The 11,919-nt window shown below is 72.4% G+C and carries 17 protein-coding genes; 4 read left to right on the top strand and 13 right to left on the bottom strand.

All coding sequences use genetic code 11. The features are described from left to right. Window positions 1-82 precede the first annotated feature (82 nt). The 12 genes from ACFYZF_RS23330 to ACFYZF_RS23275 form a co-directional block, all read right to left on the bottom strand. Complete coding sequence (locus ACFYZF_RS23330) at window positions 83-667, bottom strand: MerR family transcriptional regulator (RefSeq protein WP_387024037.1); 585 nt, start codon at window positions 665-667, stop codon at window positions 83-85. A gap of 208 nt (window positions 668-875) precedes the next feature. After that, window positions 876-1,340 carry a bifunctional nuclease family protein gene (locus tag ACFYZF_RS23325; protein WP_387024035.1) on the bottom strand — a complete coding sequence of 155 codons (465 nt, stop codon included), beginning with the start codon at window positions 1,338-1,340 and terminating at the stop codon, window positions 876-878. Between the two features lie 226 nt (window positions 1,341-1,566). Next, window positions 1,567-2,271 (bottom strand): MerR family transcriptional regulator, encoded by a 705-nt coding sequence (locus ACFYZF_RS23320; RefSeq protein WP_387024234.1) that lies wholly within the window; start codon window positions 2,269-2,271, stop codon window positions 1,567-1,569. A 50-nt stretch (window positions 2,272-2,321) separates the two neighbouring features. Next, window positions 2,322-2,774 carry an FHA domain-containing protein gene (locus ACFYZF_RS23315; RefSeq protein ID WP_007071101.1) on the bottom strand — a complete coding sequence of 151 codons (453 nt, stop codon included), beginning with the start codon at window positions 2,772-2,774 and terminating at the stop codon, window positions 2,322-2,324. Between the two features lie 213 nt (window positions 2,775-2,987). Then, on the bottom strand, window positions 2,988-3,368 hold the full coding sequence (gene gcvH, locus ACFYZF_RS23310; protein ID WP_387024033.1) for a glycine cleavage system protein GcvH: 381 nt from the start codon (window positions 3,366-3,368) through the stop codon (window positions 2,988-2,990). 63 nt (window positions 3,369-3,431) lie between these two features. Then, on the bottom strand, window positions 3,432-4,352 hold the full coding sequence (locus ACFYZF_RS23305) for a DUF881 domain-containing protein (RefSeq protein WP_387024032.1): 921 nt from the start codon (window positions 4,350-4,352) through the stop codon (window positions 3,432-3,434). Between the two features lie 10 nt (window positions 4,353-4,362). Continuing rightward, window positions 4,363-4,695 (bottom strand): small basic family protein, encoded by a 333-nt coding sequence (locus tag ACFYZF_RS23300; RefSeq protein WP_007071104.1) that lies wholly within the window; start codon window positions 4,693-4,695, stop codon window positions 4,363-4,365. Next, window positions 4,692-5,672 carry a DUF881 domain-containing protein gene (locus ACFYZF_RS23295; protein ID WP_387024031.1) on the bottom strand — a complete coding sequence of 327 codons (981 nt, stop codon included), beginning with the start codon at window positions 5,670-5,672 and terminating at the stop codon, window positions 4,692-4,694. Before ACFYZF_RS23295 ends, ACFYZF_RS23300 begins: the two co-directional genes overlap by 4 nt. Then, the gene (locus ACFYZF_RS23290; RefSeq protein ID WP_387024030.1) at window positions 5,669-6,307 is read right to left on the bottom strand and encodes a CDP-alcohol phosphatidyltransferase family protein; all 639 of its coding nucleotides are present in this window, start codon (window positions 6,305-6,307) and stop codon (window positions 5,669-5,671) included. The genes ACFYZF_RS23295 and ACFYZF_RS23290 overlap by 4 nt, the downstream gene beginning before the upstream one ends. 282 nt (window positions 6,308-6,589) lie before the next feature. Beyond that, a complete protein-coding gene (locus ACFYZF_RS23285; protein ID WP_387024029.1) occupies window positions 6,590-7,060 on the bottom strand; it encodes a MarR family transcriptional regulator in 471 nt (156 codons plus the stop codon). Between the two features lie 45 nt (window positions 7,061-7,105). After that, a complete protein-coding gene (locus ACFYZF_RS23280; RefSeq protein WP_387024027.1) occupies window positions 7,106-8,293 on the bottom strand; it encodes a PP2C family protein-serine/threonine phosphatase in 1,188 nt (395 codons plus the stop codon). Between the two features lie 97 nt (window positions 8,294-8,390). Continuing rightward, on the bottom strand, window positions 8,391-9,137 hold the full coding sequence (locus tag ACFYZF_RS23275) for an SAM-dependent methyltransferase (protein WP_387024025.1): 747 nt from the start codon (window positions 9,135-9,137) through the stop codon (window positions 8,391-8,393). A 125-nt stretch (window positions 9,138-9,262) separates the two neighbouring features. On the opposite strand from ACFYZF_RS23275, the gene ACFYZF_RS23270 reads away from it, so the two are divergent. The 3 genes from ACFYZF_RS23270 (at window position 9,263) to ACFYZF_RS23260 (ending at window position 10,928) form a co-directional block, all read left to right on the top strand. After that, on the top strand, window positions 9,263-10,144 hold the full coding sequence (locus tag ACFYZF_RS23270) for a universal stress protein (RefSeq protein ID WP_387024023.1): 882 nt from the start codon (window positions 9,263-9,265) through the stop codon (window positions 10,142-10,144). A gap of 104 nt (window positions 10,145-10,248) precedes the next feature. After that, the gene (locus ACFYZF_RS23265; protein ID WP_091609202.1) at window positions 10,249-10,458 is read left to right on the top strand and encodes a phosphatidylethanolamine-binding protein; all 210 of its coding nucleotides are present in this window, start codon (window positions 10,249-10,251) and stop codon (window positions 10,456-10,458) included. Continuing rightward, complete coding sequence (locus ACFYZF_RS23260; protein ID WP_387024020.1) at window positions 10,455-10,928, top strand: hypothetical protein; 474 nt, start codon at window positions 10,455-10,457, stop codon at window positions 10,926-10,928. The genes ACFYZF_RS23265 and ACFYZF_RS23260 overlap by 4 nt, the downstream gene beginning before the upstream one ends. Here the strand turns inward: ACFYZF_RS23260 and ACFYZF_RS23255 are convergent. After that, the gene (locus ACFYZF_RS23255) at window positions 10,925-11,131 is read right to left on the bottom strand and encodes a hypothetical protein (RefSeq protein WP_387024018.1); all 207 of its coding nucleotides are present in this window, start codon (window positions 11,129-11,131) and stop codon (window positions 10,925-10,927) included. The genes ACFYZF_RS23260 and ACFYZF_RS23255 overlap by 4 nt on opposite strands. 130 nt (window positions 11,132-11,261) lie before the next feature. Here ACFYZF_RS23255 and ACFYZF_RS23250 point away from each other — a divergent pair, with 130 nt between their 5' ends. Then, entirely contained in the window at window positions 11,262-11,915 is a 654-nt protein-coding gene (locus ACFYZF_RS23250) for a hypothetical protein (protein ID WP_387024016.1), read from the top strand. Window positions 11,916-11,919 lie beyond the last annotated feature (4 nt).

Here is an 11,919-nt window from a genome sequence, read left to right as displayed (position 1 = left end):
ACCGACTCCGCCAGGACCCACGCCGGGAACGACCCCCGACCGCCCGACCCGGACCCCGCGCCACGGGCACCCGCCCGACGCCTCAACCCGCCCGCCGACGCGCCCGACGCGCCGCCAACTCGTCACCCACCGGATCCGCCGCAGGCTCCTCCACGACCCCACCCGCAGGCTCCGCCGGCAGATTCGACAACGAACCCTCGATCTCCTTGAACGCCCCGCCGATCGCGATGCCGAACACGCCCTGGCCACCCTGCAACAGGTCGACCACCTCCTCCGGCGACCGGCACTCATACACCGTCGTCCCGTCCGAGATCAACGTGATGCCCGCCAGATCGGCCACCCCCCGCGACCGCAACGCCTCGATCGCCTTCCGGATGTTCTGCAACGACACCCCGGCATCCAACAACCGCTTCACGACCTTCAACACCACCAGGTCACGGAACGAGTACAGCCGGGACGTCCCCGAACCCGACGCGTCCCGCACACTCGGCACCACCAGCGACGTCCGCGCCCAGTAGTCCAGCTGCCGGTACGTGATACCCGCCGCGTGGCACGCCGTCACACCCCGGTAGCCCACCGCGCCGTCATCCTCAGACGCCGGCCCCACCGGCACCACACCCGCCCCGCGCTGCTGCGTACCAGGCTCGGGATCTCGCGGCTCGTGCATCCGGACAACCTCCCCGCCAGTGCGGTGACACGTCGCTTCCGGGACGTGCACCCCTCGACACGGCAACCCTATAGCGCCCTTGAGGAGTCACCGCGCAGGAACGGCCACGACACGCCGCACGGCCACAGCAAAGATCCACGGCAGACCACCCACAGTGACCACGCCGGAACGGGAAGAACCACGCGGGAAACCCCACCCGCGCCAGGGATCAGCCCGCGAAATCCTCCGGGCTCACCTGATCCAGGAACTCCCGGAACTTCTCCACCTCGTCCTCCTGCTCGTCCGGAATCACGATCCCCGCCTCACTGAGAACCTGCTCCGAACAACGAATCGGCGCACCGACCCGCAACGCCAGGGCGATCGAGTCACTCGGCCGCGCCGACACCCGCACCCCGTCACCGATCAACAGATCGGCGTAGAAGACGTTCTCCTTCAACTCGGTGATCTCCACCGCCCGCAACGGCGCCTGCAACGCCGCCAACACGTCCCGCAAAAGATCATGCGTCAACGGCCGGGCCGGCTTGACCCCCTGCTGCTCGTAAGCGATCGCCGTCGCCTCCACCGCACCGATCCAGATCGGCAGATAGCGATCCCCCTCGACCTCCCGCAGCAGGACGATCGGCTGGTTGCTCGGCAACTCCACCCGAACTCCGACCACGCTCAGCTCGCGCACCGCCGCCTCCGTGTCGTTGTCACCTACGCCCGCACCGCGACCTTCCCTGCACGGTACACGGACCGCGACACGCACATCCCATGCGCTTACGTGCACCACGCCCCGCACCAGAAGGGTTTACCCCGGCAAGCCTACGACACGCACCCCGACCCAGATCTTTCCCACCGGCCCCCACAAACACCACGCGGCCCGGACCACAGCCCGGACCGCGCAGCACACACCCCACTCACCGACCCAACGTCGACCGCAACCCCACCCGCACCAACGCCGCGTGCAACTGCTGCGACAACGCCACCAACTCCCGCGCCGTCTCCGCCGCCCGCGCCCGCGCCGCCGAATCACTCTGCCGCGCCAACGGGGCCACCAACTGCGCGAACAACCCCACCTCCCGATCCGCCGCCGTCCGGTAACCCCGCAGATGCCGAGGCTCCAACCCGTACGCCGCCAGACCAGCCACCGCCCGCGCGATGATCAACGCATCCCCGTCGTACCAACCCGGCGGATCCGACACCAGGATCCCGAGCCGCTCCAACTCACCCAACGTCGACTCGTCGATCCCGCTCCGCGCGACCAGATCAACCCGACCCAACCGCACCTGCGCCGAATCCACCGGCTGCTCCACAGCGAAACGACCCGGCACCTCACCATCCGGGCCCACCGCCACCAACGTCGGCCGAGACGGCACCGGCCCATCCGCCGACGCATCCCACTGCGCCAACTGCTCACGGATCACCCGCAACGGCAGATACTGGTCCCGCTGCGCGGTCAACACGAACCGCAACCGCGCCACATCGTCCCAGCTGTACTTCCGATACCCCGAAGCCGTCCGCTGCGGCTCCACCAGCCCCTCGGACTCCAGGAACCGCAACTTCGAGATCGTGACGTCAGGAAATTCCGCCCGGAGCTGACCCAGCACCTCGCCGATACTCATCAGCGGTTGGGCACGGGCCACCCCGGGAGGCGTCGAAGCCGCAGGCTCGTTCACCCCCGGCCGGCCTCCTCCTCCGGGCGCGGACCGGCGATGAACACCACCCGGAACTTGCCGATCTGCACCTCGTCACCATTGCTCAACGTGGCCGCCTCGACCCGCTCCCGGTTCACGTACGTGCCGTTCAGGCTTCCCACGTCCCGCACCGTGAACGTGCCACCGTCCCGGTGGAACTCGGCATGCCTCCGCGACACCGTCACATCGTCCAGGAAGATGTCACTGTCCGGATGCCGGCCACTCGTCGTCACATCATGGTCCAACAAGAACCGGGCACCCGCGTTCGGACCCCGACGAACCACCAGCAGCGCCATACCCGGCGGCAACGAACCGGACATCCGGCTCGGCACCACATCGGTGTCCGGCCCCTCCAGCACTTCGTCGAGCGAACCGAGATTGAGCGTCGAAGTGACGTCGAGCGGGGGGAACTCGTCGTCTGGGCGCGTCATGGGACCACCTCACGGATCTGTTTCAGGTCGGCGTACGGGTAATGGCGGGTCTGGCCGCCGGGCAGTCCACCCGGCGGCTGGCTCCCCGTGCCCGGAAAGGCAATTCCGCAACGCTCAACTCATTGGGTTCTCGGTCAACTGGGCGAGCCTAGCCAGCGCCGAAATGCAGGGCAACCGGACGCGCGGACACAACACCCGCACGCCCACGGACACTCAGCTCTCGGTGAGCTCGCGATACGCCCCGGCGGTCAGCAGGCCGTCCACCGCCACCGGATCACTCGGCGTAATCTCCACCAGCCAACCCGCACCGTAAGGATCAGAGTTGATCACCTCCGGAGTGTCCGCCAACGCCTCGTTCCGCGCCGCCACGACCCCACTCACCGGGGCGTAGATCTCGGACACGCTCTTGGTCGACTCGATCTCACCCAAGGAGTCACCCGCAGCCACCTCCGCGCCCTCCTCCGGCAACTGGACGAACACGATGTCACCCAACGAGTCCTGCGCGAAGTGCGTGATACCGACCCGGACAGAGCCCGACCCGTCACCCGCCACCCACTCGTGCTCAGCGGTATACCGCAGATCCTCAGGAATCACCAGACGCGTCCTTCACCGTCGAGTCGACCATCGCTGCGCCGGCGAACCGGCGCGCCGCGCCGGTCAGGAGACCGGACGGGCGTGTTCCAACTTCACAGGCGCGTGCAGCGCCGAAACCTCGGCAACCTCACGATCCTCGACGATCACGTTACCGCCGTCACCGGCAACCGATGCGGCCACCCCGCCCGGAATCTTCAACGCCGTCGCCATCGTCGTCGAATCACCGATCACCGTGATCGTGAACGGACCCGTCAACGGACGCCCGTCCACCACCAGAGCACCATCCCCACCATCCAGGAAATACGTCGACGCGATGACCCGCACCGACGCGCCGTCCCCACCGGAAACCTGCATCGCCTCCGCCCCCGCACCCCGCAACTCCTGCACCGCGTCCAGGATCCGGTAGGCCGAAATCGGCTTCGACCCCGCCTCGAACCGCACACTCAACCCCGGCCCCCGCGCCGGCAACGTCCCCGCCAGAATTCCCAACTCGTCCGCCCGCCGCGTCGCCTCCTCCAGCGCCGCCTGCCGACCCTGCTCACCCGACCGCAACTGCCGCTGACTCTCCTCCAACGACTCGATGTCCTGCCGCAGCCGCTTCTCCCGCGAATCCAGATCCGAGAAGATCCGCACCAGGTCCTCCTGCCGCGTCGCCGCCGACGTCGGATCCGTCGACGTCGTCCGCAACTGCACCACGAGGGTGAACCCCAACAACCCCAACAACAACGCGATCATCGCCCCCGCCGAGGTCAACCGCCGGCCCACCCCGAACACAGCCGGAACACCCGACGAACCCTTCGGCGCCCCGGCACCCGGAGACCCCGCGTCCTCCACCGACGGCTCCCCCTCCGGCGCCAACGGACTGATCTCGTCCGGATCCGGCGCCTCCGGACGCGGATCAGGCTCCACCGCCGGGGCCTGCGGACCCACCGGCGCCTCCGGACGCGGCCAACCGGTACCCGTCTCGCGCTCTTCCTCGCTCATCACCACAAACCTACGCCCGGAACAGGTGCCGACGGATCGCCGCCACATTCCCGAAGATCCGCACCCCCAACACGACCACCACACCGGTGGACAACTGCCCGCCCACCCCCAACTGGTCACCCAGATACACGATCAGGCCCGCCACCAGCACATTCGAGATGAACGACACCACGAACTGCTTGTCATCGAAAATCCGGTCGAGCTTCGCCCGCACCCCGCCGAACACCGCGTCCAACGCGGCCACCACCGCGATCGGCAGATACGGCTGCAACGCCGCCGGAACCGTGGGGTCCAGATACACCCCCAGCACCACACCGGCGAGCAACGCCAACACCGCGATCATCGGCCACCTCCGGAAGGACTGGGAGACACACCCGAGCCGGACGGCTCAGGCCGGGACGAACGATCGGCGCCCGACCCCGCCACAGACGGACTCGGACTGACCGACGACTCGGCGTAGCGTAGCCGCGGCTCCGGCGCCGCCGGCAGGGTGATCTCCTCCACCTCACGCACCTGGAACGACAACCCCACCGACTCCACCAGGTCCCGCATCAGATACGCCGCCCGACTGTCCTCGAACCGGTCCCGCATCGACCTCGGCCCGATCGCCGACACCTCGTACGGCCCCGTCACCGGCCGAAAATCCACCAGGATGGCCTCACCCGCCGACCGGATCGTCGACGTCGCCGTCAACCGCTGCCCGTTGATCGCCACCGCCTCCGCACCCGCTGCCCACAGATCGTTGGCAACCTTCTGCAGATCCGTGTACAACACCCGCGGCGGACCACCCCCGGACCCGGTCACCCCGTCCTTGTCCTGCGCCGGCGCATCCGCCAACCGCACCACCACACCGTCCCCACGCACCCGACCCAGCCCCGTGCCCGCCTCCAACCGACGCAGCCGCGACGCCTGCGAACCACTCAACGCCGCGTCCCGCTGCCGACCGACCTCCTCACGCAACCGGTCCGCCCGCGCCGCCAACCCGTCGGTCTCCGCCTCGCGCTCCTTGATCTCCGCCACCAGCCCGGCCCGCGCCTGGCTGCGCCCCGGCTCCTCGGCCATCGTCTGCCGGTACGCCACCGCGAACAGGAAACCCAACGCCACGGCCACCACCAGGCTCACCGACCGCACCGACCACGCCCGCCACCCCGACGGCGGCGACGACGGCGACTCCCGACGGCGGGCCGCCGCGTCCGCGTACCCCGGATCCAACGGGTTGCGGAACAACTCGGTCAGGAAATCCGGCGTGTACACCCGGGACGCCGGACCCCGCCCCTCGCCGGCCGCGTCCGACCGCTGCCCCGCCGGCTGCTCCGTCATGCCGGCACTCCCGGCGACCCGGCCCGCACCGACCGCACCAGCCGCGCCGCCTGCACCACGTAGAGCGCGCCGGCCACCCAGTACAGCACCAGCCCCCACCACGCCAGGCCCCAGCCGACCGCGCCCGCGACCGTCGCCGTGGCCGCCGACGTCGCGTGCGCCAGCAGCAGCACCGGGAACGCGGCCAGCAGCAGGAACGTGGCGGTCTTGCCGACGTAGTGCACCGGCGGCGGGCCGTAGCCGTACCGGCGGAGCACGCCGAGCGACCCCAGCAACAGCAACTCCCGCACCAGCAGCGCGGCGGTGAACTGCCACGGCACCACCTCGCGCGCCGTGAACGCCAGCAGGGTGGCCAGGATGTACAACCGGTCGGCGAGCGGATCAAGCAGCTCGCCCAGGCGGCTGACCTGCTGCAGCCGGCGGGCGATCCAGCCGTCCACCCAGTCCGTCGTGCCTCCGATGGCCAGCACCACCACGGCGGCGACGTCGGCGCGCCGGACCAGCAGCAGGTACAGGAACAACGGGACGCCGAGCAGCCGGATGAAGCTGATCAGGTTGGGCAGGGTGAGGATCCGGTCCCCGCTCGGCGCGGCGGTGTTCTCCGGGGGTGACGCCCCCGCCGGCCGACGCGACACCGAACCTCCCTCAGCAGCACGGTCCGGCACCCGCGGGCGGGCGCTACGGAAGGACGTGCGCGTTGCCGGGCTCCGCCGGCGCCTGGGTGATCCCGGACCGGGATCACCTCCCCTGGTCGGCCTGCGGTCACGGGGACCACCGGCCGGTGAGTTGCGCTGCCACTATATCGGGCTCGCTTTCAGCCCCCACCGGCCCGCGTTTGCCTGGGTGTGGTGTTTCCTGGCGTTGTGGCGGAGGTCACGCTGGGTAGAGCGTCCTAGGATATAGGAATACGACGGGGGTCAGGCCGTTCGGGCCGGCGAGTCCGACTGGGCGTCCACCACAACGGGCGCGGCCGCCTGCCCGAACGCCAGCAGAGCCAGCAGCAGCTCCTGCTGCTGGCGCGGAGGCATCCGGTCCAGGACCGCGCCGATCGCGCGGTGCCGGCGCTCCGCCAGCTCCCTGAGCAGGGCCTCGGCGGCGGCCGTCGGCATCAGCCGCACCTCCCGCCGGTCCCGCGGGTCGGCGGTCCGGCGCAGCAGCCCGATCGCCTCCAGCCGGTCGCACAGCCGACTCGCCGACGACGGCACCACGTCGAGCAGCTCCGCGAGCCGGTTCACATTGGTCGCCGGGCGGCTGCTGATCAGTGAGAGCACCCGCAGCTGGGTGGGCGACACGGTCATCCGGTGCCGGGAACCCGCCGGGTCCAGGACGCCGACGATCGCCTCGGCTGCCGCGGCGATCGCCGCGGCCAGATCCGGAGGTTGTTCCACCGACGTCCCCTGCGAGTGTGCGCTCGTGTTCCGCTGACCGTCCCGTCACCGCGCCCAGCCGGCCCCTCCCCCGCCCTGGCCACGCCAGTCGAGGCAGACGACCACAGCATCGTCGCGGAGATCGACGTCCACGTGGTAGGACTGCAGCCCGCGCATCACCGTACCAACCGCCTCGGTCGCCGGCTGCAGCCGCGTCGCGCGCATGGACCGCGCCATGGCCCGCTCGCCGTACGGTTCGCGGCCACCGGGATCCGCCGCGTACACGCCGTCACTGACCACGAAGAGCCGATCCCCCGGCTCCACGGTGAACTCCTGCACCTCGTACCGGGTCTCGGCGAACATGCCCAGCGGCAACTGCTGCTCCAGCGGCACCCGGGCGACCGACCGGCCGCGTACCCGCAGCACGTGCGGGGACCCGGCGTCCACCGCCCGGACCCGGCCGTCGGTGGTGTCCAGCTCCAGCAGCAGCGTCGCCACGTGCCGCTCGCCCCGGTGCTGGAAGAAAATGGTGTCCGAGGCCAGCTCGGCCTGCTCGACCAGACTGCCCCCGGAGCGGCGGGCGTTGCGCATGGCGTTGACCGACACCGCCGTCAGCAGTGCCGCCGACAGGCCCGTGCCGGCGCCGTTGAGCACCGTCACGGTGAGTCGGTCACCGTCCACCGACCAGTCGAAGTGGTCACCGCCCACCGTGTACGCCGGCTCGAGCTGCCCGGCCAGCAGGAACGCGCCGTGCGTCACGCTGCGGCCCGGCAGCAGATCCCACTGCATCTCGGCGGCCATGCTCAGCCGTTCCCGGCGGCGGGCCCGGCGGTACCGGTCGGTCTGCCGGTCCGCCGCGCGCAGCGCCACCGCCAGCTCGCCGGCGACGTCCCGGACCGCCTCGACCGTCGCCGCCGACGGGGAAGCCGGCAGCTCCACCAGGAACACGCCGAGACGTTCGCCCCAGACAGTCAGCGGAAGGTACACCCGGCACCGGCCGTCGTCCCCGCCGTCGAGCACCGGTTGCTGGCTGCTGAAGCAGCGTTGGGCCACGCCGTGGCAGGCGAGAAAGCCGGCGTCGGGCAGCTCCGGATCGAGCACGGGCCACAGCCCGCTGATCCGGTAGTCGGCGACGAAGACGTCCGTGCGCGACGCGCCCAACCCGGCGCGGACGGCCTGGTCGGCGACCTCGGCCAACCGGTCGGGCGCCGCCTCACGCAGCGCGCGGGCCACCGGTCCGAACGCGTCCGACATGATCCCCCTCCGACAACTCTTGCTGTACGGCAAGCATCATACGGAGGGCCGTCGCCGGCCGGCCGGCGCGGTCGGTCGGGGGCGGGCGCGACGGCGGTCAGTCGGGGCGCTTGACGGCCAGCCCGCCGTGGAAGGCGTCCGGCAGGCCGGCCGGCGGACTGTCGGGCCGCCACCGCGACACCGGGACGATCCCGTCGTCCGTCGGCGTCCACCGGCCCAGCAGCGGGCCGAACGCCGCGGGCGGGCGCATCCGGAACTGCGGCCCCATCATCGCCAGGGCCTCCGGGTACGCCGCGAGTTCCTCACCGTCGAAGTCGACGGCGAGGAAGCTGCCGGGGGCCACCGCCGCGTACAGCTCGTCGAGGGTGCGCGCCAGCGCCGCGTCGTCGAGAAAGGCGGCCAGCCCGAGGAAGACCACCCCGACCGGACGGCGGCCCCAACCGGGCACGAAGCGGCGCAGCAGCGCGGAGTCGACCGTGCCGACGTCCGTGGCGTCGCCGTAGCCGTAGCCGGCCCGGTCGCTGCCGGCCAGGATGCGCTGCCCGAGCCGGATGGTGACCGGGTCGACGTCGGTGTAGAGCACCGTCGCCTCCGGGGCGACCTCGTGCACGTTGCCCCTGGTGGGCACCCCCGCGCCGAAGACCAGGAAACCGTCCACCCCGGCCCCGGCGATCGTCCGGACCGCCCGACCGAGGAACGCGCGCAGCTCGCGGAACAACGGCGCGCACGGGCCGTACGCCCCCTCGAAGGCCCGCGCGGCGGCCACGTCGACCGGGAAGTGGTCCTCCCCACCGAGCCAGAAAACGATCATACGGGCGGTGCTAGGCCGGTCGGCCTCTTCCATGGACGTCGCTCCCTCCGGAAAGTTCCGGGGCAGCGTAGCGACGCCCCGACGTGCGCGGTATCGCCTCGCCGACACCCGTCCGGCCGGGATACTGACCGCGAAACCACGGCGGAGGAGGTACGGCGGTGAACGCGGCCAGCGGCGCGGCGGTGGTGGTCGGTGTGGACGGCTCCGAACCGGCCCAGCGGGCCGTCCGCCTCGCCGCCGGGGAGGCCGCGCGCCGGGGCCGGGCCCTGCGGGTGGTGCACGGCTTCGTCTGGCCGCTGCTGCGGGTGCCGCTGGGCCCGGTGCCCGACGCACCGCCCGGCGCCGGGCTGCGCGAACAGGCCGAACGCCTCGTCGCGCAGGCGGTGGCGCACGCCGAGTCGGCAGCACCGGGGGTGCGGGTCACCGGAGAGGTCATCGACGGGGAGGCGTCCGCCGTGCTGGTCGGCGAGTCGCCCACCGCCGCGCTGATCGTCCTCGGCGACCGGGGGCTGGGTGGCTTCGCCGCGCTGGCGGTCGGCTCCGTGGCGATCCAGGTCGCGACATACGCCGATTGCCCGGTGTTGGTGGCCCGCGGCGCCGACCGGGCCGACGGTCCGGTCGTGGTCGGCGTGGACGGCTCCGCGGAAGCCCGCGCCGCCGCCGAGTTCGCCGCCGACGAGGCGACGACCCGCGGCGTCGCGCTACGCGCGGTGCACGCCTACCGGCACCCGGCCTCCGCCGGGCCCGGTGACATGCAGCCCCTGGTGTACGACGAGGGGCAGCTGCGCGGCGAGGAGGAGCGGGTGCTGGCGGCGTCGCTGGCCGGCCTCGGCGAACGCCGGCCGGCGGTGCAGGTCGAGCGGGTGCTGACCCGGGGCGGGGCCGCCGCCGCGCTGGCCGAGGCGTCCCACGCGGCGCAGCTGCTGGTGGTCGGCTGCCGGGGGCGCGGCGCGTTCACCGGTCTCCTGCTCGGCTCGGTCAGTCACGCCGTGCTGCACCGCGCGGACTGCCCGGTCGCCGTGGTCCGCGCCCCGGTGTGAGACCCGCCCAGAAGGCCGCCGGCCCCCGGCATGGGCGACGGTTGGCCCCGGCGCAGGCGGGTAGACGGCGTGACCAACGGTCACCGCGACGTCAGGAGGCGGCTATGCCAGGACCACGGCCGGGCAGCAACGCGTACGACAAGGAACGGGCGCGGCTGCGCGATCTGATCGAGAACTCCGGCCGGGCGGCCGACCAGGAGGCCAACCAGGTCGCCAACCGGATCCTGCAGGAGGACCGGGGACAGCGCGGCGTCGTGCGGGGCGAGCGGACGTACGGCCCTAAGGGTGAGCGCGAACCGGGCGACCCGAAGTGAACGGCGCCAAACTGGTCGACGGGGCCATCGCCGGAGCGGTGGGCAGCGCCGCGCTCAACATGGTCAGCTACCTCGACATGGTGCTGCGCGCCCGACCGGCGAGCAGCACACCCGAGGAGACCGCCGGACGGGTGGCGGGAATCGCCCACATCGACCTTGGGCCCGAGGACCGGGCGGCCAACCGCCGCTCGGGCCTCGGGCCCCTGCTCGGGTACGGGATGGGCATCGCCGCCGGTGCCGCCTTCGCCCTGCTCGCGGGGCGGCGCACCGCGGGGCCGGTCGCCGTGGCCCTGCTCGGCGGGAGCGTGATGGCGACGTCGGACGGCTCGATGACCGCGCTGGGGGTGACTGATCCGCGCCGGTGGAGCCGCACCGACTGGCTGTCGGACCTCGTGCCGCACCTGGCGTACGGGATGGCGGCCGCAGCCACCTGGAACCGGCTGCGGCCGACATTTTCCCGAGGGTGCTAGCCGTGTTCGGCGCTCTCGTCGTCGGCCACCTGGCCGCCGGCCGGGCCGTACGGCGACACCTGGCCGCGCGGCACCGTACGGCCCCGGTCGCCCTGGGACGGGCCACGGTGGCCGGGGTGACCGGCCACGCCGGGCCCCTTGGCGTCCTGCACCGCGTCGCTGCGCGCGTTGCGGCGCAACTCCGGCTGCTGAGGGTTCGTCACGGGAGTCTCCCTTCCGGGTTGGACGGCGCGGCGTGGGCCACGCCACGACCGGCTTACCCGCCGCCGTTGCCCCCATGCCGCCCCACCGGGTGGGGCGGGTGGGCGGCGGCGATCGGGGTATCCCCGGGGTGTGGCAGATGCGCGGAGGACGGCACGGGCCCTGCTGGACCGGCAGGGCCGCACATACGCGGAGGAGGCCGGCATCCGGCTCGCCGACCGGCCCGGGCCGCTGTACCAGCTGCTGGTGCTGACCACGCTGCTGAGCACCCGGATCCGGGCGTCGGTCGCGGTGGCCGCCGCGCGGGAGCTGTTCGCCGCCGGCTACCGTACCCCGCAGGCGATGGAGGCGTCCGGCTGGCAGGAGCGGGTCGACGCGTTGGGCCGGGGGCACTACCGCCGCTACGACGAGCGGACCGCCACGATGCTCGGCGCCGGCGCGCGGCTGTGCCTGGACCGGTGGCACGGCGACCTGCGCCGGCTGCACCGGGAGGCCGGCGGGAACCCGCCCGCGCTGCGCCGGCTGCTCACCGAGTTTCCCGGCATCGGCCCCACCGGCGCGGACATCTTCCTGCGCGAGGCGCAGCAGGTGTGGCCCGACGTTCGCCCGTACGCCGACCGGCGGACGCTGGCCGGGGCGAAGCGCCTCGGCCTGCCGGCGAACCCGGACGGGCTGGCCGGGCTGGTCGGCGGCGGCGACTTCGGCCGGTTCGCCTCGGCGCTGGTCCGGGTCGCCCTCGGCGAGGAGTCCGCCGGCGAGGTCAACCGCACCGCCGTCGCCCGCTGACGCC

Origin of the sequence: Micromonospora sp. NPDC001898 (assembly GCF_042891255.1) — a bacterium.
In the GTDB taxonomy this organism is placed as follows: domain Bacteria; phylum Actinomycetota; class Actinomycetes; order Mycobacteriales; family Micromonosporaceae; genus Micromonospora.
Note: the sequence above shows the minus strand (reverse complement) of the source record. Positions and strands in the feature narration are given on the sequence as shown.